The sequence below is a fragment of the Hydrogenophaga luteola genome (assembly GCF_042648585.1).
Lineage (GTDB): Bacteria > Pseudomonadota > Gammaproteobacteria > Burkholderiales > Burkholderiaceae_C > Hydrogenophaga > Hydrogenophaga luteola.
The window spans coordinates 794708-820048 of sequence record NZ_JBHRXX010000005.1; the positions used below are offsets into that span (position 1 = coordinate 794708).

Annotated in this window: 19 protein-coding genes; 6 read left to right on the forward strand and 13 right to left on the reverse strand. The window is 63.2% G+C overall.

Annotated elements, in window-relative coordinates; all coding sequences use genetic code 11:
• Positions 1–18: 18 nt before the first annotated feature.
• The 8 genes from ACFOPI_RS13885 to ACFOPI_RS13920 all read right to left on the reverse strand — a co-directional run bounded on the left by ACFOPI_RS13885 (position 19) and on the right by ACFOPI_RS13920 (position 8724).
• A complete protein-coding gene (locus ACFOPI_RS13885) occupies positions 19–1479 on the reverse strand; it encodes an aldehyde dehydrogenase (protein WP_382174733.1) in 1461 nt (486 codons plus the stop codon).
• Positions 1480–1560: 81 nt separating this feature from the next.
• Positions 1561–2562 (reverse strand): tripartite tricarboxylate transporter substrate-binding protein, encoded by a 1002-nt coding sequence (locus ACFOPI_RS13890; RefSeq protein WP_382174734.1) that lies wholly within the window; start codon positions 2560–2562, stop codon positions 1561–1563.
• A 16-nt stretch (positions 2563–2578) separates the two neighbouring features.
• Complete coding sequence (locus ACFOPI_RS13895) at positions 2579–3619, reverse strand: porin (RefSeq protein WP_382174735.1); 1041 nt, start codon at positions 3617–3619, stop codon at positions 2579–2581.
• 47 nt (positions 3620–3666) lie between these two features.
• Positions 3667–4326 (reverse strand): glutathione S-transferase family protein, encoded by a 660-nt coding sequence (locus ACFOPI_RS13900; protein ID WP_382174736.1) that lies wholly within the window; start codon positions 4324–4326, stop codon positions 3667–3669.
• Positions 4323–5387, reverse strand: coding sequence for a Rieske 2Fe-2S domain-containing protein (locus ACFOPI_RS13905; protein WP_382174737.1), 1065 nt, complete (start codon positions 5385–5387; stop codon positions 4323–4325). The genes ACFOPI_RS13900 and ACFOPI_RS13905 overlap by 4 nt, the downstream gene beginning before the upstream one ends.
• A gap of 10 nt (positions 5388–5397) precedes the next feature.
• On the reverse strand, positions 5398–6576 hold the full coding sequence (locus tag ACFOPI_RS13910) for an MFS transporter (protein ID WP_382174739.1): 1179 nt from the start codon (positions 6574–6576) through the stop codon (positions 5398–5400).
• A gap of 55 nt (positions 6577–6631) precedes the next feature.
• Entirely contained in the window at positions 6632–7603 is a 972-nt protein-coding gene (locus ACFOPI_RS13915; protein ID WP_382174960.1) for a PDR/VanB family oxidoreductase, read from the reverse strand.
• A gap of 194 nt (positions 7604–7797) precedes the next feature.
• Positions 7798–8724 carry a LysR family transcriptional regulator gene (locus tag ACFOPI_RS13920; protein WP_382174741.1) on the reverse strand — a complete coding sequence of 309 codons (927 nt, stop codon included), beginning with the start codon at positions 8722–8724 and terminating at the stop codon, positions 7798–7800.
• Positions 8725–8794: 70 nt separating this feature from the next.
• Here ACFOPI_RS13920 and ACFOPI_RS13925 point away from each other — a divergent pair, with 70 nt between their 5' ends.
• The 6 genes from ACFOPI_RS13925 to ACFOPI_RS13950 are packed head-to-tail and all read left to right on the forward strand — an operon-like array spanning position 8795 to position 14616.
• Positions 8795–9826: an amidohydrolase family protein gene (locus ACFOPI_RS13925; protein ID WP_382174743.1), complete on the forward strand. Its 1032-nt coding sequence runs from the start codon at positions 8795–8797 to the stop codon at positions 9824–9826.
• Positions 9823–10728, forward strand: a complete 906-nt coding sequence (locus ACFOPI_RS13930) for a VOC family protein (RefSeq protein WP_382174745.1) — start codon at positions 9823–9825, stop codon at positions 10726–10728. Before ACFOPI_RS13925 ends, ACFOPI_RS13930 begins: the two co-directional genes overlap by 4 nt.
• Positions 10725–11585: a fumarylacetoacetate hydrolase family protein gene (locus ACFOPI_RS13935; protein ID WP_382174747.1), complete on the forward strand. Its 861-nt coding sequence runs from the start codon at positions 10725–10727 to the stop codon at positions 11583–11585. Before ACFOPI_RS13930 ends, ACFOPI_RS13935 begins: the two co-directional genes overlap by 4 nt.
• A gap of 1 nt (position 11586) precedes the next feature.
• Entirely contained in the window at positions 11587–13128 is a 1542-nt protein-coding gene (gene mhpA, locus ACFOPI_RS13940; protein ID WP_382174749.1) for a bifunctional 3-(3-hydroxy-phenyl)propionate/3-hydroxycinnamic acid hydroxylase MhpA, read from the forward strand.
• Between the two features lie 60 nt (positions 13129–13188).
• Positions 13189–14157: a Bug family tripartite tricarboxylate transporter substrate binding protein gene (locus tag ACFOPI_RS13945; protein WP_382174750.1), complete on the forward strand. Its 969-nt coding sequence runs from the start codon at positions 13189–13191 to the stop codon at positions 14155–14157.
• Between the two features lie 36 nt (positions 14158–14193).
• Positions 14194–14616: a GlcG/HbpS family heme-binding protein gene (locus tag ACFOPI_RS13950; RefSeq protein WP_382174752.1), complete on the forward strand. Its 423-nt coding sequence runs from the start codon at positions 14194–14196 to the stop codon at positions 14614–14616.
• 33 nt (positions 14617–14649) lie between these two features.
• On the opposite strand, the gene ACFOPI_RS13955 is transcribed toward ACFOPI_RS13950, so the two are convergent.
• The 5 genes from ACFOPI_RS13955 to ACFOPI_RS13975 all read right to left on the reverse strand — a co-directional run bounded on the left by ACFOPI_RS13955 (position 14650) and on the right by ACFOPI_RS13975 (position 25141).
• A complete protein-coding gene (locus ACFOPI_RS13955; protein WP_382174754.1) occupies positions 14650–15597 on the reverse strand; it encodes a LysR family transcriptional regulator in 948 nt (315 codons plus the stop codon).
• Between the two features lie 146 nt (positions 15598–15743).
• The gene (locus ACFOPI_RS13960) at positions 15744–16754 is read right to left on the reverse strand and encodes a 3'-5' exonuclease (protein WP_382174755.1); all 1011 of its coding nucleotides are present in this window, start codon (positions 16752–16754) and stop codon (positions 15744–15746) included.
• A 383-nt stretch (positions 16755–17137) separates the two neighbouring features.
• The gene (locus tag ACFOPI_RS13965; RefSeq protein WP_382174756.1) at positions 17138–20818 is read right to left on the reverse strand and encodes a DUF6531 domain-containing protein; all 3681 of its coding nucleotides are present in this window, start codon (positions 20816–20818) and stop codon (positions 17138–17140) included.
• A 199-nt stretch (positions 20819–21017) separates the two neighbouring features.
• On the reverse strand, positions 21018–21401 hold the full coding sequence (locus ACFOPI_RS13970; protein WP_382174758.1) for a hypothetical protein: 384 nt from the start codon (positions 21399–21401) through the stop codon (positions 21018–21020).
• Positions 21398–25141 (reverse strand): Ig-like domain-containing protein, encoded by a 3744-nt coding sequence (locus tag ACFOPI_RS13975; RefSeq protein WP_382174759.1) that lies wholly within the window; start codon positions 25139–25141, stop codon positions 21398–21400. Before ACFOPI_RS13975 ends, ACFOPI_RS13970 begins: the two co-directional genes overlap by 4 nt.
• Positions 25142–25341: the final 200 nt, after the last annotated feature.

Below are 25341 nucleotides of genomic sequence, written 5' to 3' on the forward strand. Positions count from 1 at the left end.
AATGAAGAATGCGTTGGCTCAGAAGGGGTAGTGGCGCGGCTGTGTCTGCACAGTCAGCCAGCGCAGCTCGGTGAACGCCTCGATGCCAGCCTTGCCACCGAAGCGGCCGTAGCCAGAACCCTTGACACCGCCGAACGGCATCTGGGCCTCGTCGTGCACCGTGGGTCCGTTGATGTGGCAGATGCCCGACTCGATGCGCTGCGCCACGCGCCAGGCACGTGCCAGGTCGCGGCTGAAGACCGCCGCCGAGAGGCCATAAGCGTTGTCGTTCGCACAGGCGATGGCGGCCTCTTCACCGCTCACGCGCACCACCGGTTTCACTGGTCCGAAGCACTCTTCGGAATAGATGCGCATCGCCGGTGTGACGTTGTCGAGCAGGGTGGCCCGCATCATCAGCGACTCGGCCTTGCCACCGCAGACAATCCGCGCCCCCCTGGCCAGCGCATCGTCGATCAGCGCGTTGCAGCGATCCACCGTGGCCTGGCCCACCACCGCACCCATCGGCCGAGGACCACCGGACGTGTCGCGCGGGTCCCCGACCGACAGGCTGCCCGCCTTCTTCGCCAGACGGGCCACAAAGTCGTCGGCCACCCGCTCATCGACAACGATGCGCTCGGTGGACATGCAGATCTGGCCCGAATTCATGAATGCACCAAAGGCTGCTGCGGCCACGGCGGCATCGAGGTCTGCATCGTCCAGCACCACGAACGGTGCCTTGCCACCGAGTTCGAGCACAGCAGGCTTGAGATGCTGTGCACACAGCATGCCGATGATGCGACCGACGTGGGTCGATCCGGTGAAGTTGACGCGGCGCACCGCCGGATGGGCGATCAGGGTTTCGACCACGGTGGCCGCGTCTTCCGGCGCGTTCGAGATGAAGTTGACCACCCCCGGTGGCAGGCCTGCGGCCTGCAACGCCTCCACGATGAGCTGGTGCGTCGCGGGGCACAGCTCGGACCCCTTCATCACCACGGTGTTGCCGCAGGCGAGCGGCACCGCCAGCGCACGCACCCCCAGGATCACCGGTGCGTTCCAGGGCGCAATGCCGAGCACCACGCCAGCGGGCACGCGCATGGCCATGGCCAGGCTGCCCGGGATGTCGGACGGGATGACCTCGCCCCCCACCTGCGTCGTCAGGGCAGCCGCTTCGAGCAGCATGCCTGCGGCGAGGTGCACATTGAAACCGGCCCACAGACGCGACGCTCCGGTCTCTCGCGCCATCGCCTCGGCGAATTCGTCGCCGCGGGCTTCGAGTTCGTGGGCCGCGGCGATGAGCAGCGCGCGGCGCTGGCCTGGCCCGGTGGCCGACCAGGCAGGAAACGCGCGCGCGGCGGCATCCACGGCGGCCACGCAGTCGGCAGGGGTCGCGGCTGCGGCCACCGTGGTCTCGGTGGGGTCCAGGGGGTTGTGGCGGTGGAAGCAGGCGCCGCCGGTCGCGGGCAACGCTTTGCCGTCAATCAGAAGGTGGACAGGTTTCATGGGAATGGGTGGAACAGAAATTGACCGCCGGGCTTGCGGGCGTGCAAGGGTCGTGGCGACACGGGAGGGATCACCGATGGGTCAGGAGTCGGCTGTGAAACCGGAGGCCTTGATGATGGGACCCCAGTGCGCGAGATCGTCCTGTCCCCGCTGGGCCAGTTCCTGGGGCGTGGTCCAGGTCGGTTCCAGGAAGTTGCTGCGCATGGCCTTCTGGTAGACCGCTCCTTCCTGCACTTCCTTGGTGATCGCGGAGAGCCGCTGCACGACCTCGGGCGCGGCCTGACCGGCCACATAAAGACCAAACCAGTCGTCGCGATCCAGCCCCTTGATGCCCTGCTCCACGAAGGTGGGCACCGACGGAGCGAACACGGAGCGCTTGCTTCCTGAAACCGCAAGGATGCGCAGCCGCTGTGCCTCGGCCGGTTTGACCAGGTCACCGAGCGTCAGCGACAGCGAGGCGATGGCCCCACCGAACAAATCGTTCAGCGCCGGCGCTCCGCCCCGGTAGGCCACATGGGTCAGACCGAGGTTGAGGCTGCGGCCGAGCCAGTCGCCGATGAAGTGCGGCGGCGCGCCCGCAGCGGGTGATCCGAAGGCGATGGTGCCTGATTGGCCCTTGGCCCAGGCTGCAAACCCGGCGATGTCGCGCACCTGTGAGGGCACGGCCGGTCCGACGGCGAAGCCGAAGGTCACCGAGTGGGTCATCGTGATGGGCGTGAGGTCCTTGACCGGGTCGTAGTTGAGCTTGCGATAGGTGTGGGGATTGGTGGCCACCATGCCCGCCGGCGACAGCAGCAATGTCAGGCCATCGGGCGGCAGCTGACGTGCGGCGTCCAGGGCAATGCGGCTGCCCGCGCCGGGCCGGTTCTCGACGACGACGGCCGCCGCCAGTTTGCCGGTGAGGCCTTCGGCGAGGCGCCGTGCCACATAGTCGGGTGATCCGCCGGGAGGGAAGCCGACGATGATTCGGGCCAGTGGTGGCAAGGCCTGCGCGCGCAGCGGCGGAAACGCCAGCCCCAGGGTGGCCGCCGCGGCGGCGGTCATCACACCGCGCCGATTCAAGGGTTGAGAGGGAGTGGTCATGGTCAGTCTCCTGCGATCAGAACGTGTGCCGGATGCCCGTGACGTAGCTCTTGGCCGTTCCAGTCGACACCTTGTCGGTGCCGACCATCAGGTACAGCTGCGTGCGGCGCGAGAGCGGATGCAGATAGCCCGCGCTGGTGGTGGTGCGTTTGCCACTTGCCGCACCGGAGGTCTTGCCCTCGGCCCAGGCCAGCTGCACCTGCCCTGTCCCCACGGGCGCCGTCAGCCCGATGTGAGGCGTCCTGATCTTGATGTTGCCCAGCTTGTCCTTGAAGTCGGTGTACTGTGCAAACAGCGTCACCACCTTCAGGTCGTAGTGCGCACCCAGCATCACAAACTGTTCATCCAGCGCGCCGGCCGGATCGGGCGACGGCACGTGCTGCACGCGGGCGCCGGCCAAAGCGAGCAGCAGCGGACCGGCCCGGTGGACGACGCTGCCGTTGAGGTTGTTGCCCGAGCCGGTCCCTTCGGACGCCTGCACGTTGACCGTGACCACCGTGCCGGCCAGCATCGGCGACGAGTAGCTCAGCGAGTTGCTCAGCCCCGTGTCCTGTGCCATGTAGCCGCGGGTGCTGCCGTTGTACTGCTGGCGGAACGAGGGCGAAAACAGCGAGTTGCTGCCCATGGCGCTGGTGAACACGTTGGCAAGCCAGGACGGGTTGGTGTTGTTGCCCAGGCGCAGTTCACCGAAGCCGCCTTCGAGGCCCACCCAGGCCGCACGCGACCAGAGCGGATCCTGCGGAGGTCCCGGGGGATTGAAGCGCCCCGACGCACCGGTGTCGGCGCGCAGGAACGACTCCAGCTGGAACTTGGCCTTCAGCCCGTCCCCCAGATCTTCCGTGCCACGCAAGCCGAAGTAGCTGGTCTGCACGCCGCCGTTGTGCACGCCATTCACACTGGTGACGGGCGCATTGGGTGGACCGGGTGGCTGCGACGACAGCTTGCCGACGGCGAGGTCCATCGTGCCGTAGAACGACAGCGGTGTCGTCTGGGCCTGGGCGGTCGCATTCATGAAGCCGACGGCGACCAGTGTCGCCAGTGCAAGTCGTTGACTCATGGTTGTTGTCTCCTGGATGCCGGCCAGCGCCGGCTTGGTTGAAAAAATCAAACGAACGACTCCAGCATCGCCAGCGGCGTCGGCGGACGCGGAATGCGGAACCTGATCGGCTTCCAGTCGGCCGCCGCGGGACGCTCCAGGCACTGGGTCAGCCATGCGTTCAGCGCGGGCCATTCGTCCAGCGTCATGCCCGACAGCGGCACCAGCGTCATGACGGAAGAGACGTTGAGATCGGCGACCGTGAACCGGTCACCAAGCAGGAACGGCTGCTCGCGCAGATGGGCGTCGAGCACCTTGAACGGACGACCGAGCTTGCGCTTCATCGCCTCCGCCTCCTGCGCATTGCGCTCGCCCTCCGCGAAGAGGAACAGGTTGGCCGCGGTCAGCAGCAGGGGTTTTTCGATCTCGGTCAGCACCCAGAGGGTCCATTGCGTCGCCAGCGCGTCCTCCCGCAGATCGGACGGCGCCAGCGGCCCGCCGTACTTGCGCGCCAGGTACAGGTTGATGGCCAACGACTCGAACAACACCAGGTCACCATCCTTCAAGGCCGGCACCCGGCCATTGGGGTTGATGCGCAGGTACTCGGGCGTGCGGGTGCTGCCGTCCAGAAAGTGCGTCGGCACATGCTCGAAGGGCATTTCCAGCTCCTTGAGCATCCACGCCACGCGGTGGGCGCGCGACCGGAGGTCGCCATAGAGAGTGATCATGTGGGTCTCCTGGAAGCGCCACCGGCCTGACGCTCCTGTTGAACAAGCTGGTCGAGCACACGGCGCGATCGCACAGCGGCTGCGTCTCCGGGCAGCAGGATGGGCTTGAGGTCCCAGAATTCGGCATCGCCCATCACACGCTGCTGCGCCTCCAGCATGGGCAGGTCTTCGGTCTCGAAGGGCAGTCGCAGAAACCGCACCATCTCGGCCACGATCTGCGCCCCTTCGGGGCCAGCAGCGTGTGGCACGCTGGTACCGAACCAGTAGTGGGTGGTCCGCTGCGTCTCCGGTGTGAAGATGTGCTGGAACAGCCGCACCTTGCCCTGGGTCCGTGGTTCGGGGGTGCCGGCGGGCGCGAAACCCACCTGCAGTTCCATCACGCCCGGCGGGTCCCAGCGCACATCCAGCCAGCGGTCGACGCGGGTGCCGGGATCCAGGCGGTTGCGCGCCTCCAGCTCCGGCGACAGTCGTTCGTCGCGGGCCAGCCGGTACGACCACACACGGCGCCCCTCCTGAATCACACTCGTCTCGGCGTTCTTGTCCGTCCCGCCGCCCAAGGTGCCCGGGTGGAGGTAGTCGATGTGGCTGAGGTCCATGATGTTGTCCACCTCGAGCTGGTAGTGCGCCCGGGCGAGCAGGTAGTCCTTGCCCACATGGTGTGTGGCCGGGTCCATGGACTCGAAGCGGGGGATGTCCTTCGGGTCGGCACGTTCGCTGTCGCCCATCCAGATCCACACCAGGCTGTCGCGCTCCACCACCGGGTAGGCCCGCACCCTTGCTGCGGAGGGAATCGACCCGTTGCCATGGGGGTTGTGCATGCACTTGCCATCGGTGCCGAATTCGAGGCCGTGGTAGGCACAGCGGATCGCTTCGCCGCACACCGTCCCCATGTGCAACGGGGCGAAACGGTGCGGGCAGCGGTCCTCCAGCGCATGGACCGATCCGCCGGCCCCGCGGTACAGCACCACGCGCTGATCCAGCAGCACGCGGCCCAGCGGTCGCTCGGCGCTGATTTCGTGGTCCCAGGCCGCGACGTACCAGCAGTTCATCAGGTAGTCCATGGGGCCCCCCTTACGCGAAGGCGGCCTGGTCGGCGTCGGCGTGCCCGCGCAGCTGCGCGCGCAGCCGCAGCATGAGCACCACCGCCACCGAGGACACGGCGCCGGCCGCCCAGCCCAGGCCCTGGTAGCCGAAACCCGACACGATGAAGCCGCCCACGGCCGGCCCCAGACACGAGCCCATCATCATCATCGCGGGCGTCGCGCTGGTGGCCCGGCCGCTGGGGTCCAGCCGGGAGAGCAGGCCGAACAGGAAGGTGTGAGTGAAGATCACCATGGAGACGTACAGCACCACGGCCAACGCGTACGGTGGGAACGCCAGAGCGCTCGACAGGGTGATCGCCAGCAGCGCCTGCCCGACAGGCCCTGCAAGGCCCACCGCCAGGGGTGAAACACGGTGCTGCATCCAGGCCGCCAGCGGACCGGGCAGCAGGTTGACAAAGCCGAGCGTCACCAGCACGGCCTGGACGTCGCCGGCGCCAAAGCCACGCGCCGCACCGATGCGCTCGACAAAGGCAAACACCATCGACTGGTTCAAGGTGAGGCAGATCACCACGGCGATCGGCATCCAGATCAACCCGCTGCGGCGCCCTTGGCCGGCGTCCGCAGACAGCGGCTGCTCCGCATCACCGACGTCAGGAAACCCGACCAGACACGCCAGGGCTCCCAGGCCCATCGCGGCGGCGAACACGAGAAACAGCACCGAGGCACCGTGCAGAACCACCATGCCGGGCACGGCAGCGAACACCGCGATGCCCAGAACCGCCACGGCCAGATTGACCATGCCGAACAGCCGATGGGGGTTGTCGGTGCGACCGATGGCGCCGTGCACCAGCGAAAGCCCACACCCGGCCCCAAGTCCGGCCATCGCGTGCAAGGGCGCAAGCATGCCGAAGCTCGCACCGTCAATGGGCTGCAAGGCCATGAGCAGGAAACAGACAGCGGCGACTGTGAAGCCAGCCACAGTGACGAGACGCCGTGGAATCCGGTTGAACAGGGGGGCGAGCACCGCACTGGCGATCACCACACCGAGCAGGAACAGCGTCACCGTGATGCCCGCGTGCTGCGGACTGAACCGGTAGTGCTGCATCAGTCCGCCGATCCACAGCGGCAGCGCCACCATGTCGATCATTCCGGCCATGTGGCCAATCGTCAAAGCGGCCTTGCCGCCGACGCCGATGGGATTTGACACTGTTGTCTCCTTTGAAAATCCGATTCGAGAAGGCCGCTCTTCAAACGGCGACCACCTACAGATCCAGCACCAGGCGACCCGACACACTGCGAGAGCAGCACGGCGTGAACCGGTCGTTCGCCGCCTGCTCGTCGGGCGTGAGGTACATGTCCCGGTGTTCGGGGATGCCTTCGATCACACGCGTGACGCACGCGCCACAGACGCCTTGCTCACACGAAAAGGGCACCTCGATGCCTGCTTCCGCCAGTGCCTGCAACACGGTCTTGTCCGGCGGCACGGTGACGATCGCCCCGTGGCGGGCAGCGACCACCTCGAACCCACCGTTGGGCCCGCATGGCTGGACGGACGCGCCGAAGTACTCGCGGTGCAGATGCGATTCGGGCCAATCGCGCGCCCGCGCGGCGCCGAGCACCGCGTCCATGAACCCGCTGGGACCGCACACATACAGGTGCGTGCCGGGCTGAGGCCCCTGCAGTTGTGTGGTCACGTCGAACCGCTGGGCCGGCTCGCCGTCGTCGAAGTGGAAGCGCACCTTTGTGGCGTAGGGTGCGGTCGAGATGCGGTGGAAGAAAGCGGTCCGCTGCCTGGAGCGGGCGCAGTAGTGCATCTCGAACTCGGCCCCGACCGCGTGCAGATGCTCGGTCATGGACAGGACCGGCGTGACGCCGATCCCCGCGGCCAGCAGAAGGCTGCGGCCTCCCGCTGACGCGAGTGGGAAGTGGTTCCTGGGCGCACTGATGCTCAGCAGGTCGCCGGTCTTCACCCGTTCGTGCATGGAGGCCGATCCACCCCGGCTGGCAGGCTCGCGCTGCACCGCGATGAGGTAGCGATGCCGCTCCGACGGGTTGTTGCACAGGGAGTACTGGCGCACAGGACCACCGGGCGGCGTCACGTCGATGTGGGCTCCGGCAGTGAAGGCGGGCAGAGAGCCGCCATTCGCATCGACCAGCTCAAAGCTGCGGATGCCCTGCGCCTCGTCCGTGACGGCGCTGACTTTCACCATGAGCGCAGCACCCACGGGGGTCATCGGTGCGATGCGTTCTGGCGTCAATGAAGCGTGCAAAGCGCTGTCTCCTGGTCTGATGAATGAACAGGGAGCGCACTGTAGGGACGCGCAGCTACATCAAAAAACAGTTTCTGGTCATGATCTACATCAACCGAAGCAATACCTAGGGAAACCCCTTGGTGATGGCCGGCCACGGGCCGTCGCGCAGGACAGCGCTACGCCGGGGTCGACTCCCCGGAGTGCGCGGGAAACAGCCTGCGAAAGGCGCCACGCAGCCACTGGTGCGCAATGTCCTTGTGCACCCGGCGGTGCCAGAACTGGTGAATCTCGATGGCCGGCACCTTCAGTGGCGTTGGGAGCACGCGGATGTGGCCGTAGCGCACACACACGTCCGCCAGGTCGCGCGGCACGGTGGCGATCAGGTCGCTGGTGGAGATGATGGGCAACAGACTCATGAAGTGGGCCACTTCCAGCCGCACGCGGCGGTGAATGCCCCTGGCCTGCAGGTACTGCTCAAACACGTGCTCGCGTCCCTCGGGCCGCACGGTTGCATGGTCGGCCGCCATGAACTGCTTGAGCGAAAGCCGCTCACCAATCACCGGGTGGTCGCGCCTGACCATGCACACGTGATCGTTGCGAAACAGGCGCTGGACAAACAGCCCCTCCCGCTGCAGATCGGGAAAGTAGCCCACGGCCAGGTCCACCGCGCCAGTCTCCAGGGCCTCGTAGGCTGCGTGGCGCGGCATGGACAGCACCCGGATGTTCACCCCGGGTGCCTCCGCCGCCAGAAGTGAGAGCAGGCGCGGGATGTTGTTGCTCTCGCCGATGTCCGGGGTGAGGATGCAGAACGTCCGGGTCGACGTGGCCGGGTCGAACGCCTGGGTCAGCAGCACCTCGCCCTGGACGATCTCCAGCGCCTGGCGCACTGGCGCCACCAGCTGCGCGGCACGTGGCGTCGGCCGCATTTCGGCCCCGGTCTTCACAAACAGCGGGTCGCCCAGCAGCAGACGCAACCGGGCCAGGGCGGCGCTCATCGCCGGCTGGCTCAGCCCGATCGACTCCCCCGCGCGGGTCACGCTGCGGTGCTGCGCCAGGGCGCTGAAAACGATCAGGAGGTTGAGGTCGAAACCACGCAAATCCATGCCATGGATTCTAGGTATTTGTGGAATCGCCTTGATGGATGTCAAACATCCCGGGAGACTTCGCGGCCTCATGAGCCACCTTTCACCCTGCTCTTCCTGCGGCGTCGACGTGCACGCGCACATCGTGCCGGAGCACCTGCCGCACTACCTGAAAAACAAGGTGGCGCCGGCCAGTTGGCCGTCCATGGCGCCCGCCCACGAATGCCACCGCCACGTGATGATCGCCGGCAGCGTCTACCGCACCGTGTCGGACAAATGCTGGAGCGTGCCAAAACGGCTGGACGACATGCAGGCCATGGGCCTGGCGACCCAGGCCATCTCGCCGATGCCGGAGTTGCTGTCCTACTGGATGGAGGCACCCGACGCGCAGTTGCTGTTGCGTTACCTGAACGAACAGATCGCCGAGATGGTGGCGCGCTCGGGCCGGCGGCTGGTGGGCCTGGGCGCGGTGCCGCTGCAGGACCTGGACCTGGCCATCGCCGAACTGCACCACGTGGTGCAGACACTCGGTTTTGCCGGCGTCGAGATCGGCAGCAACATCAACGGCGTGGTGATCGGCGACCGCCGCTTCGACCCGTTCTTTGCCGCCTGCGAATCACTGGGCGCCGCCGTGTTCGTGCACGCCATCAAGCCGGCCGGCATGGACCGCCTCGTCGGCCCGGCGCCGCTGCAGCAGGTACTGGCCTACCCGACCGACGTCGGACTGGCGGCCGCCTCCTGCATCACCAGCAACCTGATCGAACGCCACCCCCGCCTGCGGCTGGCATTCAGCCACGGCGGCGGCACCCTGCCGTCGCTGCTGCCCCGCCTGCAACAAGGCTGGCAGGTGTTCCCCAAGCTGAAGGAAGCGATCGAAACGTCTCCCGTCGACCAGGCTAGGCGGCTGCACTACGACACCCTGGTGTTCGACACGCCCACGCTGGCGCATCTGGTTCAGGTGTTTGGCGCATCGCAACTGATGGTGGGCACCGACTACCCCTTCAACTTCCACGACCGCCATCCCGTTCAACGGATCGAAGCCGCCGGCTTCGACACCGAAACGGCGCAGGCGCTGATCCACCGCAACGCCGAGCGCTTCCTCGGTCTGAGAGACACCCCATGAACACCTCCTTCATCGAGTCCTTGCGCAGCGTGGCGCTGTTCACACCCGACCTGGTCAAGGCCACGCGTTTCTACACCGAGGTCTGGCGCCTGGACGTGGTCGAAGCCCGCGACGACGCGGTCTATCTGCGCGCCACAGGTGACGCGCACCATGTGCTGTCCCTGCACCGTGGTGCGCAGGCCGGGCTGCGGGACGTGACGTTCCGCGCGCGCAGCGAAGACGCTTTGCGACACATCGCCCAGGCCGCTGTGGACGCCGGCGGCACGGTGCTGCGAGCCTTTGCGCCGGTGGACGAACCCGGAGGCGGCGTGGGCGTGACGGTGCGCGACCCGGACGGCCGCGTGCTGCGTGTGGTGCACGGCGACGCCCGCCACACCGACGCGCGCGAGGAGACAGACCACCCGATCCGCCTGGCCCACGTGGTGCTGAACAGCCGTGATGTGCCATCCAGTCAGGCGTTCTTCGAACGAGCGCTCGGGTGCCAGTTGTCCGACCGCACCCGGATCATGGCCTTCATGAACGTCAACCGCGATCACCACAGCATCGCACTGGGCGACGCCGACAACAACGCGCTCAACCACATCGCCTTCCTGATGCCGGACATCGATTCGGTGATGCGCGGCGGCGGCCGCATGCGGGACGCCGGCTACGCCATCGAGTGGGGTCCGGGCCGGCACGGCCCCGGCAACAACGCCTTCAACTACTTCATCGGCCCCGACGGCGTGGTCATCGAATACACCGCCGAGGTCGAACAGATCGACGACAGCTACCGGGTCGGCAGCCCGTCCGACTGGGTCTGGCCGCCGGGCCGGATCGACCGGTGGGGCATCTCGGCGCCCCCCAGTGCAAGCCTGAAGCAGGCCCAGCGCAGCATTCATTTCATCCAGGAGAACCAGACATGAAACTCACCACCTACCTTCGCGACGGGCAAGCCCGGCTCGGCCTGATCGACGGCGCATCCGTCATCGATGTGCAGGACGCACAGCCCCAGGTGCCCAGCGACCTGCGCCAGGCGCTGCTGGCCGGTCACGACCTGATCGCGCTGGCCCCGGCGATCCTCGCATCGTCCGCACCCCGCATGCCCCTGGCCTCGCTCACGCTGGCGCCGCTGGTGCCCGAACCGGGCAAGATCGTTTGCCTGGGTCTGAACTATTTCGACCACGCCAAAGAAGGTGGGCGAGAGAAGCCGGAATACCCCTGGTTTTTCTTCCGCGGTGCCAGCTCGCTGCTCGCCCACGGCGCCCCCGCCCTGAAGCCGCGCGTGTCCGAGAAGCTGGACTACGAAGCCGAGCTGGCGGTGGTGATCGGTCGCCGCGGCAAACATGTTCCCAAAGACAAGGCGCTCGACCTGGTGTTCGGCTACGCTTGCTTCAACGACGTCTCCGTGCGCGACTACCAGAAGCGCACGCCACAGTGGACCATTGGCAAGAACTTCGACGCCACGGGCGGCTTCGGCCCCATGCTGGTGACGGCCGACGAGCTGCCGCCCGGCGCCGAAGGCCTGCACATCCAGGGCCGGTTGAACGGGCGTGTCATGCAGGACGCGAACACGCGCGACATGATCTGGGGCGTGGCCGAGACCATTGCCCTGCTGACCGAGTGCCTGACGCTGGAGCCCGGCGACGTGATCGTGATGGGCACCCCGGCCGGGGTGGGTCAGAGCCGGACACCGCCGGTGTGGATGAAGGCTGGTGACGTGTTCGAGGTGGAGATCGACAGCCTAGGCACCCTGACCAACCCCATCGTCGACGAGGTCTGACATGGCGGGCGCAATGGAGCAACGCGACGTGTACGACGTCGCGCTGGTGGGCTTCGGCCCGACGGGTGCGGTGGCTGCGGCCCTGCTCGGCGGCATGGGGCTGCGTGTGTGGGTGGGCGACCGGCTGCACGGGGTGTACGACAAGCCACGCGCCATCGCGCTGGACCACGAGATCCTGCGCGTGTTCCAGCAGATCGGCGTGGTGGACGCGGTCATGCCGCACGTGGAGCCCTTCACGCCCTCCGAGTACTACGGCGTGGACGGCCAGCTCATCAAGCGCATGACCATGATCGACCCACCCTATCCGCTGGGCTACACGCCGTCGAACGTGTTCACACAGCCTCCGGTGGAGGCCGCGCTGCGCGAGCGAGTGGCCAGCCTGTCCAACGTCGTCGTGGAGCTGGGCGTGGAGGTGAACGACCTCGCGCAGGACAGCGACGGTGTCACGCTGCAGCTTCAGCGGGAGGATGGCTCGTCCGCGGGCGTTCGTGCCCGCTGTGTCATTGGCTGCGACGGCGCCTCCAGCACGGTGCGCCGGCTGGTCGACATCGCCCTGGAAGACCTGGTGTTCGACGAACCCTGGCTGGTGGTCGATGTGCTCGTCAACGAGTCTGGGCTCAAGAAGTTGCCCACGACCAGTGTCCAGTACTGCAACCCCGAGCGTCCCACGTCTCTGGTCATCGGCCCCCACAACCACCGGCGCTGGGAGATCTCGCTCAAACCGGGCGAGGACCCCAGGGAGGTCGCCACCCCAGAGGGCACCTGGCGGCTGCTCGCGCCCTGGATCGGTCCGCAGGACGGCGAGCTGTGGCGCCAGGCAAGCTACCGCTTTCACGCGCTGGTCGCCGAGCGCTGGCGCGTGGGGCGCGTGTTCGTTGCCGGGGACGCTGCGCACCAGCAACCCCCCTTCCTGGGACAGGGCATGTGCCAGGGCGTGCGCGATGTGGCCAACCTCTGCTGGAAGCTGGCCGCGGTGCTCCGGGGCGATGTGAAAGGTCAGGCCGCTGAAGCGCTGCTGGACAGCTACGGCGAAGAACGCAAGGCCCATGTGAGGGAACTGACCTCACGCATCAAAGGCATCGGCGCTGTGATCTGCGAACGCGACCTGGAGCGGGCGCGACAGCGCGACGCGAAGCTGCTGGCCGATGCCGGCGGCATGGTCAAGGACACCCCGCGCCAGGACGTGATCCCCCCACTCGCTGGCGGCCTGCTGTCGGGCACGCCTCACCCGGTGGTCGGCACGCTGTTTCCGCAGCCCCGGGTGTTGCGCGACGGGCAGCCGGTGCTGCTCGATCACATCACCGGCACCGGCTGGCGCCTTGCGCTGCGGGCCGATGTGCCTCCGCCGGCCGCTCACCATGGACTCACGCTCATCCGCGTGGACGACGGCCTGAAGGAAACCGAGGGCGTGCTCCAGGACTGGATGCAGCGTCACCAGTGCGCAGCCGTTCTGGTGCGGCCCGACCACTGCGTCTTCGGCGCCGCGAAAGACGCAGCGCAACTCGACAGCCTGCTGAACGAATGGAGGGCACGACTGACATAGCGCTTTCTGACCATCCCCCTTTGCCTGGAATGACTGAACAACGACTCGGAGACAAACACCATGCTGAAAAGAACCTTCCTCGCCTCATTGATGGTCCTGCTCGCCACGCCGGCGGCGTGGGCACAAAGCCCCTGGCCCGACAAACCCGTGAAGTTCATCCTGTCGCAGCCGGCGGGATCGGGCCCCGACAACGTGGCGAGACTGCTGGGCGAACGCCTGGGCAAACAATGGGGACAGTCCGTCGTCATCGACAACAAGCCGGGCGGTCAGAACACCATCGGTGCGCAGGCCGCCGCCAAGGCGCCCGCCGACGGGCACAACTTCTACTTCGCCACCACCGCTGCGCTGGTCACCAACAGCTACCTGTTCAAGCAGCTGCCCTACGACCCGCAGAAGGACTTTGTGCCAGTGACCTTCGTCGCACGCAGTCCGTTCGCGATTCTGGTGAGGTCGGATTCACCGGTGCGCACGGTCGATGAACTGGTGGCCCGCTCCAGGGACATGGGCGGTCAGTACACCCTGGGCAACGAAGGCGCCCGCACCTTCGGCGGCATGATCGCCCGGCTTTTCAACGCGCGCTCCAAGGCCGGCGCCAACCTGGTCTCGTACGCCTCCAACGGCGCGTCCGTTCAGGACCTGCTGGGTGGCCATGTGCAGGCCATCGTGGCCGATGTGGCGTCCACCGCAGCGCTGGTGAAGCAGGGACGGCTGCGCATGCTTGCGGTCACCTCTCCCCAGCCGGTCCCCGGTTTCGAATCGGTCCCCATGCTGGCCAGCCAGTACCCGGGGCTTGATCTGGTGGGCTGGTTTGCGCTGGTGGCGCCCGCAGGCACGCCCCGACCGGTCATCGAACGGGTGGGCAAGGACCTGAACGTGGTCCTGAGCGACACCGACGTGGTTCAGCGCATGGCGGCGCTGGGCCCTGTCGCCGTGCCGGGCTGGTCGCCGGACCAACTCGGGACCTTCCTGCAGGAGGAGCATGCCCGCTGGGGCGCGCTCGCCAAGGAGATCGGCGTCCTGCCCGAATGACACCGCCTTTTTCTACCTGACCAACGAGCACGCACCATGCCCCTGACCCTGAACCAGACCAACCAGATCATTCACGCCGCACTGGCACTCTCTGCGCAGAAAGGCTACCGGCCGATGGCCGTGGTCGTTCTGGACGACAGCGGTCACCTCAAGGCGGCTCAGCGGCAGGACGGTGCCAGCATGTTCCGTGTGGACATCGCCACTGGCAAGGCCTGGGCGGCCGTGGCCATGGGCGCCTCTTCCCGCGTGCTCACCAAGCGCGCGACCGACATGCCCGCCTTCTTCGGTGCCTTGGCTGCCACCGGCCAGGGCAAATTCATCCCGCAAACCGGCGCGGTGCTGATCAAGGACGACAACGGTGCAGTGCTCGGTGCGGTCGGCGCCAGCGGTGGGACCGGCGACGAAGACGAGGAAATCTGCATGGCGGGTGTCACATCGGCGGGACTGCAACCCGGCTGACCCGGGCGCGCCAGCTCAGCCCGTGAAGCCAGCTCAGCCCGTGAAGGAACCGTCCGGGATTGAGCGGTGGTCCAGCCGCGCGGCCACCATCTGAACCTGTTCACGCAACCACGCGTGCGCAGGGTCGTTCTGCAGGTGGCGCGGCCAGGCCATGGTCTCGACCAGCGGAGGAACATCCACCGGCACCTCCAGCATGCGCAGCGGCAGGTGCCGCACCGCGTGCTCCGCCAGCCGCCGGTGCAAAGTGGCCACGCGCTGGGTTCCCACCACCAGCAGCGGCAACGTGCTGAAGTTGTCGACCGAGCATTCGATGCGGCGCTGTCGGCCATAGCGAGGCTGGAACCACTCCTCGAACATCACGGCTCTGGCGTCCTCCCCCAGTCGCACGACCACATGCCCCAGCGCCATGTACTGTTCGAACGTGAGCGACTCACCCACCGAGGGATGACCGGACCACACCAGGCAGACATGGGTGTCCCTGAACAGCGGTGTGCTGGGATGGGTGAACTGGGTCAGATACGGCTCCGGCATCACGATCAGGTCAAGCTCCCCACGATCGAACACCTCGGCGAAGTCCCTGGGAGGTCTGCGCAACTCGATCGACACATGGGGCGCCTGTTCGGCGATGTGCCGAATCACGTCCGCCATGAGCACCGTGGTCACGTAGTCCGAGGCACACAGCGTGAACCTTCGGTGTTCGGTCTGTGGGTCGAACGCCGGCCGGCGTGAGAGCGCTGCGCGCACCTGCAGGAGGGCCTCGCGCACGGGCTCGACCAGGGTCTGCGCCAGCGGGGTCAGCGTCATCCGCCGTCCGACCGGCACCAGCAACTCATCGCCAAAGTGTTCCCGCAGGCGCTTGAGCGCCGCGCTGGCACCGGACTGGCCAATGTGCAGCCGTTCGCTGGCCTTGGTGACGTTTCGCTCCTCCAGCAGGGTGTCCAGGATGACCAGCAGGTTCAAATCGAATCGTTCAAAGCGCATGGACGGCTGCCGCGCGCAGAAATGCGCTGGTGCAAGTGAGGAATAACACCCAACGATGGTGTCACGAATTCGGCCCAGCGCGCAGCGAGATTTCCCTACACGACCCCGGCCTGTTGCCTGCCGGAAATGATTGGTTGGTCTGGTTGTCAGCCGCTCAAGAGCGTGCGGCTCTCCAACCGCCCAGGTCGCAGCGAGTAGCGCGTCAGCGCGTCCAGCACCTCCACCTCCGCCTTCGCACGCCTCGACCCATAGACTTCCGCCTGCAGCCACGACTGTTCCGCCTCCAGCGCCTCGTCGCTCCGCAAGGTACAAGACCACACCCGCGCCGCCGCGTCCCAGCGGTAGTTGCGGGCCTTGAGCAGATCCTTGCTCTCGAACGGTGCAGCCACGGCCCGCAGCCGGTAGCTCGGTTGCCCGGCGGCAGCGATCAGACGACCCAGTCCCGTGCCGCCACCATCGGCCTGCGGGCTGGCAAGCACCTGCAGCAGCGCGTGGCAGTCCACCAGGGCCCGGTGCGCGTCGTAAAACCAGCCCCGGTCCTGCGCCAGCGCGCTGAGCTTGGCCGATTCGGCGCCCAGCGCCTTCCAGTCGATGTCGGCGAATGAGCAGGCCCAGGGCTTGTGGGCAAAACCCGGAAAGCGGGCCTCGACAAAGGGCCGGTCGAAACCGGCGTTGTGGGCGATCACCAGGTCGGCGCTGTCGATCAGTGCCTGCACGCGGTCGTCGTCCAGGCGCTGGCCGCGCACCATGTCGTCGTCGATGCCCGTGACCTGTTTTGCCACCTCCGGAATGGGCATGCCCGGATCTTCAAAACCCTCGAAGGTCTCCACCGGACCAAAGGGCCGGCCGGTGGCTGCGTCCACCTGCACCAGCAGCAGGGCCAGTTCGATGATCCGGTCGCTGGCGTGCGACAGGCCGGTGGTTTCGGTGTCAAGGACGAGCACTCGCACAGTGGCGTGCGCAGCGGCGTCGATTCCCGCTGGATCAAGCGGTCCGTGGTCCAGCACCGGCACCAGACGGCGCAGCACCTTGAAGTCGGGGTGCTGCTCCAGCTGCCGGGCCATGTCTTCGGGGGTGAGCAGCCGGGCCGCGTCGGCCACGGCGGGCGGGGCGTTGCGCCCCTGCGGCGGCTCGAATTCGAAACTGAGCTGGCTCATGTGGGAAGGCCACTCATCGGGCCGCGGGTCATGAAGAACCCACGCAAGTCATGGAGGTGGCGCGGCTGGCGGGGATCGAACCCACGACCCTTGGCTTCGGAGGCCGAAAAACCATCCGGTATGTCGGATGGTTTCAGCAGGTGCATTGCAACATCAATGGGTGTCTTTAGAGGAGGAAATGGTCGAACTCAACGCAAGAGCCGGGACACCGTTGAGTCGAACAACACCGAACAGTGTCCAGTTTATGCGGAGCGGCTCAGCTTGTCCGTGTATGCAACTCTTGCATCGCATGACCATCGGTCCAACTGCACACACGGCCCCCGGACGCGAACCCGAGCGCTGGCATCAAAGGCAATAGGTCAAACCCTCAAAAGCCGCATAACTCAGTCCAGTCGCAGCATGTGCTCGGCAACTTGTCTACGCCCCAGATAGACATATTCCCTCCGTTGCTGCCCAGGCGTCTCTCGAACCAGCAGGTTTCCGGATTTCGCATACACAGAATAGGTTGTCTGCCCACCAACGACCGACTTCACCCGGCTTCCAATCCCATCATAAAGATAGTCAACCTGTTGCCCGGCCACACCGCAATCCACACAACGGATTCGGTTGGAACGATCAAACCCCAGGGGACGCCCCCACCCTCCAATCATGTTTCCAGACTGATCGTAGCTCAAGCTGCGAATCGCGTTGCCGGCAGTTCTGACCGAAGTCATCCGACCAGTCGAATCTTCAAACAGAAACTCGATTGAGTCCGTCGAATTCGCCGCACTCCTGACTTCCGTCAAATCACCGCGACTGCTGTATTTAAATTCCTTGACCACACCAGTAGAAAGTTGCTCGCGCTCAATTCGGGATGCGCTGTCATACACATAGCTTCTCGAATAGGCAGGATCGATCGAATCAAGAATGCTTTTCAGGTTGCCAAGGCCGTCATATGAAAACGAACTGTCAGAAACGTCAGACCCGGTCGATCTGGAAAGACGCAAACGAGAAGGGAACTGTCTGTTATTGAGCGTCGTTGACGCGACGGTTCCATTGGCATAGTGAACCGCTTCCGGGACCCCACTGGCGTGGTAAGTAACCTGGGTAGCGTATGGGAGGACGGCGCCCGCCCGACCCAGGGAATCTGGTTGATAAGAAACCTCACGCCCCGAGGGATAGGTGATCCGGGTCAGTGCATCGTTCTCGTTGTAGCCGTATGCAATGGCGAACTCCCTGCCATCAACCGTCATCGACTCCCTCACCAATCGGTCCTCGTTGTCGTATTCGTATGTCCTCGACACATCCCCCGCCACCACGGACTCAATCTGGTCATTTCTGTTGTAGGTATTCACCACGTCTGCAGCACGAGGCACCGCGGGGTTCTCTGAGGCTGGATAGCCTATGGTCCTCACACGATTTCTTCCGTCGTAGGTGAATGTCACAGCCGGTTGTGTACCCACCTGCCTGGAGATCATGTTCCCATTGGCATCGCGCCCGAAAATCGTTGGCCGCAATGCACCCGACTCACCTGAAGCTGAGCCCACCTCTGGTTCTGAAATGGATGTCAGGTAATACCGTGAGTCATAACCGTACTCCCTGGTCAGCCCCCCCATGGTGGCCCTGACCATTTGGCCTTTTGCGTTTCTCGCAATGGTCGCGCTGAGTAATGTGTCTCCCACAGGCGAACGAACCACTTTCCCAATAAGCTCTTTCTGCTCAGAAATCCCAAACATCCGATACCTGAGAACATGTACGTTCCTGTTGGCATCTGTGCGGTACTCCATCAAGCCAGAGTACGTGACACCCTCATCGGCTTCTGAATTCAAGAGATCAGGGGATGACGCATGAAGCAGACCAATAACTCTTCCCAAGGCATCGTACTTAGTCCCTGTGCCCTTTGAACTGTTGGGATAGGACTCGAAGACTTTCCGTCCCAGCGCGTCGTGACCATAGTCCACCGCAATGGACTCTCCTGCACTTCCCGTGACGAGTCGCCTGACAGGGCGCCCCAATCCGTCGGTGGTCAACACCTCCGTCATGCCCCCACGCGACGCGGTTTTCGTGTTGTCTCCATACTCAACGGTGACGCTGTTCGAGGCCAGCTTGTCGATCCGAGTGACGCGCCCCAAGGCGTCGTACGAAAAATGTGTGGTGAAACCTCTCCCGTTGGTTTCCGAAGCCACGTTCCCGGCATCGTCCACCGTGCGTGTGATCGACACACCTTCTGGTTGACTCTCAGTCTGCGCCACACCCCGCTTGTAGTTGCTGAAGCTCGTCACATTGCCGTTGGGGTCGGTGGTGGAAGCCACATCGCCAGTCGGATGATAGGTGAAGCTGGTTTGCACGCCGGCGTCTGTCTGGGTTCGCATATTCCCGGACCCATCAAAAGTACGCGCAATCGAATAGCTTTCAGCAATGGTGTTGTTTGGCCCACCGATGCTGACCACCTCGGACGCCACATTCCGAAGCAACCATTTGCTCCGATCAATGGCATAGGTCAGATTCCGCTGCCTGGTGTGGGTCAATCCACCACCAATTGCATTTTCAACGACGATGGCCGGGTTTCCGAAACCATCCAAATCCAATCTTGCAACCTCGTATATTTCATCCTCAGTGCTTCTTTCATCCAACCGTTTACGGAAATGTATCTCTAGCACCGGCGCTTCAACCCCACGCGGCAAGGGCGAAAGATACAAGGCCGGAACATCGGTTTGTCCTGAAATGCGAACGTCGCGATAGGTAAACATCTCCCGTTCATGGCCCACCACTTCACGCCCGATCTTGCGGCCCACGTGGATGGGATAGTCCCTCGCCGAGTGGACTCCCAGATGGTAGTGTTTGGTGGTGTGGCCAAGTGGATCCAGCACCGTGGTGGTGTTGACTTGATTGGGATTGGGGGGGATGGAGTATTGGTAATAGACGCAATGGTTGGTCATCTCATACGGCAAAGCCTGGGAAGCCACCGTGTACGAAAACGTCCACACACCGTTCGAACCATCCGGCGTGTTGGTGGCGGCCGTTTTACGCACCACCACAGTGCTTTCCCTGCCATTGGCGGTGCCAATCAAGATACCGATCAGGAAGTTCACATGACCATACTCATAGTCGATGCTGCCCCCAGTGGGATATTCAATTCTGCGCATTGAGCCAGTGCCCGGCGACGCCGCTTGGTAGGCGTATCTCCATGAACGCCCATCGGGCCGCTGGACCTGATCCAGGTAGTTGTGCCCCCCGACCCCGGCGGTCACCGTGTACCGCCAGACTCGGCCCGTGTTGTCGGTGATGGTGGAAAGGCTGGAACCGTTGTAGGCAAAAGTGACCCCACGGCCATCGTTGGTGGTGATCTGCTGCAAGGCATACACCCCGTTGGGCAGAAACTGGTAGGTCAGGTTGAACCAGTTGCCGTTGCGGTCCACGATGCGCCCTGCGTAGTAGGCGATCTGTTGCTTGCCCGTTTCGCCAAAGATGCCCCCCTGCGCGGACATCTCATAACTCGTTCCGTCGGGGGACTGCACCACAGGAAAGCCATTGGGGCAGGAGGCTCGCCAGAAGTCCTTGGTCCACCAGGTGCCGTCACCGCGCTCGTACAGCACCTGGCGCTGCCCGTCCGGCAGTTCCAGCACCGGGTTGTTGCTGGAGGTTGCCCAGGAACTGGAGCAGATGCCTTGCGCGGCACCGCGCAACACCCGCCCCATGTGCATCGTCCACCCCAGCCCGAGAGGATTTTGCTCAAATGTATTCCACGGTGTGAAAGTCACCAGCGGGTCATCGATGCTGTTGTAACTGCGCCGGATGGCCAGATCCATGCCACCGTTGCCAGGAATGACCAGATCCGTGAAGTGGTACTGCAGCTTGCCGGTGAAGGTGTCGATCACTTCATTGTGCGACTGGCTTTCGTAGCTTTTCACCCGGGAGATGCCACCCTCCTGAAAGGCGTCCGGAATGCTGGGCAGGCTGGAGGTGTCGTTTTGTGCAACAGCCCATTGTGTCACCAGCATCGACAACGCTACTAACCAAATACTGCGGACACAAGGGCGAAACGCCGCCGTCATTTTCCAAACCACCTTTTTCTGAAAATTCATGACCCCCCCTTTTAAAACTCAGTCTGACGCTACCACACAGATACACGCATTGACTGCCATCAGTATTCGAAGATGCAATTCAACTTCTTACCTCTCAAGAATCGGGCCGAACGGGAACAAATCGGAGCGGTTTTAGATGGACCATCGAAAGTCGAGTCCGAGCTTCCACTTCCGATTGGTACGTCTACAGGGGAGCAGGTCACCGGGTCAAAAACTCGACATCTATGCGGTCTACTTTCATGGTGACACATCTTCCATCAAGGTATCCGAAGTCCCTTTGCAGTACTTCGTCTTCAAAGACCAAGCCGCCCGCCTCCAAGCATGTGCCATTGAGCCTTCCATGAACAAGATAGCCAAAGCTATTCCCCATTTTTGAGAAGGCCGGGAGCGCATTACCAGATGACTCCGCCACCTCGTAGTCATCAAAGACAACCAATTCCAAGCAAACGGGATAGGTTCCGCCTTCTTGAATTGGATAAGGGCAAACACCTGCAAAACAGTTAAGCCGCACATCGTTGATCTGGAGATTCACTTCCTCCTCAACATCATCGCTCAGTGCAAGGACACGTGCTTGGTAAATCATGGCGCTGGTGTAATAGTCCGAACAGAAGAGTTGCCATTCAGCATCTTCCAAAAACTCTTCCCGCTTTCGGTGTGGATTGTGGTGATGGCCCCATCGGCATTCGTCCCAACAAAGCCAAATTTTGCGTTGCCTTTGCTTGTGTTGCCCATGAACTGGACGTACCCAGTTCTGGCCTCTCCCTTGTACAGATACTGCACCTTCGTTCCGTTCTGCATGATGTTGCGCCCCACCTGCAGGTACTCACCCGCATTCTTTGCGCCAAACTCAGACCCGTGACTCTTGAAGTGGCTCAGCAGCTTTGCTTCCGTAGCAAATGCCCCCTTTGCAACCTGGACTGACTTTGTTATCGAAGAAATCCCACTGACCGTTGACGCAATTTCAAACCCGCCCAACACCAAAAGGCGCGATGCCTCACTCGGGTTATACCCGTTAGGGTGATACACCAAGCTGTTGCCATCGCTCGTGAAGCCTCCCCGAACGTCATTGGGATTGTAAAAACTCACAGCATTTGCAACCGGCTCCATCCCATCCGGATCCAGATACCTCACCGGATTGTTGTTCCCATACGCATAGCGGTTGAAGCTGTGCAGGTTGTCTTCCTGGAAGCCCACCGGGTCGATGCTGATGAAACGCCCGAGCACGGCGTCGTAGTGGCGCGCGCCGAAGTTCTGCAGCCCGGTCTCCGCATCCACTTCCTTGCCGTGGAACCACTGGCGCTGCCCTTCGGTGCCGGGCAACTGCATCTGTCTTGAGCCGAAAGCGCTGTAGTTCTCTTTCCACAAGACATTGCCCGCGGCGTTGGTGCCCACGAGCGGACTGCCGCTGATGTCGGTGTGGATGTAGGTGATGGACTCGCGGGGGTTGCCCACAATGGCAACGGCCACAGGGGCACTGGTACCGGAGGCACCGAGCTCGTCGGTAGCCACCGCCGTCAACACATGGCTACCTTCTGGTGCGTTGAACCAGTTGAAAACATAGGGCGCGATGGAGCGTGTACCGAGCAGGCGGCCGCTGGCAAAGAAGCTCACATTGGCGATTCTGCCCCCCCCGTCTGGATCAACAGCGGTAGCAGCGATAGACAGCGTACTTCCCGGTGCAAAAGTGGCTCCTGCAACAGGAGAGGTGATGCTCACACTCGGAGGGTTGTTGGCAACGCTGATGGTTGGGCTCTCACCCAACGGAAGCACCGGACGCCCCATGACCGTAGGGCGCACCTTGAGGATATGCCTGCCGATGGAGGGATTGTTCCAAGTTGCCCGAAACGGGTCGCCGGACACAAGGTCGGGAGCGATCAGGTACTCATACCCATCCACATGCTCGCTAAGATAATTGACACTCTCAACCGTACAGCGGTTGCAGTTCTCCAATTGCCATTGCATATCCACAGACTGTCCAACCGCGAAGGCACTGTAGTTGGCAGGCAAAAGCCATCTGGCGTAGGGGTATGCAACGCTGACTCTCACATCCTCCATAGCAGAATATGAGTCACCGTACTCTGTCTCCACGCCAGCACCCAAAAGCCACGGACCCGAACCGGGCGTCAATGGAATTTCCGTCAGCGTGTTTTTGCCTGGAAAAGTGACCGAATAATTTTGACTCTGACTCCAATAATCGGCATGCCTAAGGCCGACGGAAGTTCGAACAACCCTTCCCAGCTCTTCTGAAATATCGAGCACAACATCAAGCATGCCCGGGGGACGACCTTGCGTACCCGTCGGCTGGACAATGCGAACAGGCCACGAAAGACCAAGCCACTGCCGAGGCAACTCTGAGAAAGCAGAAAAATGCACAAACCCAGAAGAATCAGTGGCCTCTACCCAAACCATCGGAGGGTTGCTTGCGCTCGGAAGCGTCCACTCGAAGGGCGGAATGTACCCGTCTGTCGGGATGACAGATCCAATCAATACTCCGTCCGCAAAGTAGCGAACGCTGGAAGGAGCTTCCGATCCGTAGCCAGTCTGAATCTGAAATCGAACGAAAGCCTGGCGAGAGTAGTACCCTTGAGAATAATCTCCAGGCTGAACATCAAGCGTTAAGTCAGAGATCAACCCTCCGTATTGAGAATCGACAATGACACCGACCGGAGCAGAGACAAGAGTAGCGCCCTGTGAATCGGTTGCAATAGCCACCAGTACGAATTCTCCCCGTGCAGGCGCGCGCCAATTGAGCTGCCAATCCGGTGACCCCGGAGCCAGCTGCACTGCATCGCCCAGCTTCGTCCTGCCCTTGTTGAAAATCTCCACACGACTGAACGATTGCCCCGCAGGAGCCCGCACTGTGACAGGAACCACGGTGCCCGCGAAATGGCGACTTCCGAAAGAAGGTGACGAAATCTCCAAAGGGGTCGGCGCCTGAACGACATTGATGCTCAGCGTCTTCTGCAAGGTCTTGACGACGCCTTCAATCACATCAAAGTAATTGGCTGTCACCTCAAGGGAGTGAGCACCAACAGCAGGCATGCGGTAATCGACACTGCACAGGCGCACTCGATCTTCCGGATACAACTTCCCCCGACACGGAACATTTCCCGAATAAACAGATCCATCAATGATCAGAGTAGTGTTGCCTTGAATTTGAGCTGCAGCGGTACCCTGTAGCTCAAACACAATGGGAAGATTTACAGCACTGGACACATTGCCTGATTCAGGCGAAATGAACTGTATCTCCGGTACCGATGAAGGGGCAAACACATTGATGCGACCAAGCCAATACCGCTCAACCACACCATTGCTTTTCGTGAAAGACGCATGAACCTGATAGGAACCTGCTGCTGGCGAGGCCCAATCAAACCGCCACATGCCCGCACCATTGGCCAATGGTGCAGCATCTTTCCGCATGCTCCCCATTGGTTGATCATTAAGCTCCAGCAGAACGCTTGAAATCCGATCATCCCCTGGATAGGCTTCAATCGCAAATGCAATTGGAGCACCGGCATTGGATACCATCGGTTGACCACTGGCAGCAAGATTGGCAGGAAGCCGCAGCTTAAAATCAACCTCAACAGCTGGCAATACCGTGATGGTCACAGGTGCGCTGTAGAAAATCCGGCCTTCAGAATCCGTTCCTCGAGCGATAAAGACATAACTTCCCGGCGGCCGAACATCAGCCCATCGATAGTCCCAACGGTTTAGTAACGAATACGGACGCGTGGCAACGCCCTGCAGCGAGCCATTCTTCAATACCTCGACCTGTTGAATATTCTGAACACTTGCGTCAAGCACACCTATTTCAAACATGACCCCTAAGGTCTTGAGCCCAACTGACTCGTGAAAACTTAAAGTACCGCCTTGAGCGGTCAGACTTAGCTTGGGACCATCTCCTGATCCAGAACCAACTTGAATTGATACCCCGCCACTGGTAGCGACTGCACCTTGGTTGTCGGTCGCCTGCGCAGTGACGATGTAGGTGCCTGCGGCGACGTTTGTCCAGCTGTAGCTGTACGGGGCCGTCGTGTCGGTACCCAGCAGGGTCGTGCCGTTAAAGAACTGCACTTGAGTGACAGTTCCATTGGCATCCACCGCGTTGGCTGCAATGGCCACCGTGGAATGAGCGGTAAAAATGGTTCCAGCGACGGGCGAGGTCAGGCTGACTGTGGGTGGCGTATTGACAACGGTGACACTCACCGGGGCGCTGGTGGTGACGACCCCCAAGTTGTCGGTGGCCTGAGCGGTGATGCTGTACGTGCCCGGCGCTGCGTTGGTCCAGCTGTAGCTGTAAGGCGCCGTGGTGTCCGTGGCCAACAGCGTCGTGCCTCTGTAGAACCTGACGCTTGCGATGGCGCCATCGGAGTCTGCGGCTGTCGCTGCAAGGGCCACGGTCGCCGGGCTTGTGAAACTCGCTCCTTCGGTTGGCGCGGTCAAACTGACTGTGGGGGGCGTATTGACAACTGTGACGCTCACCGGGGCGCTGGTGGTGACAGTCCCTTGGTTGTCGGTAGCTC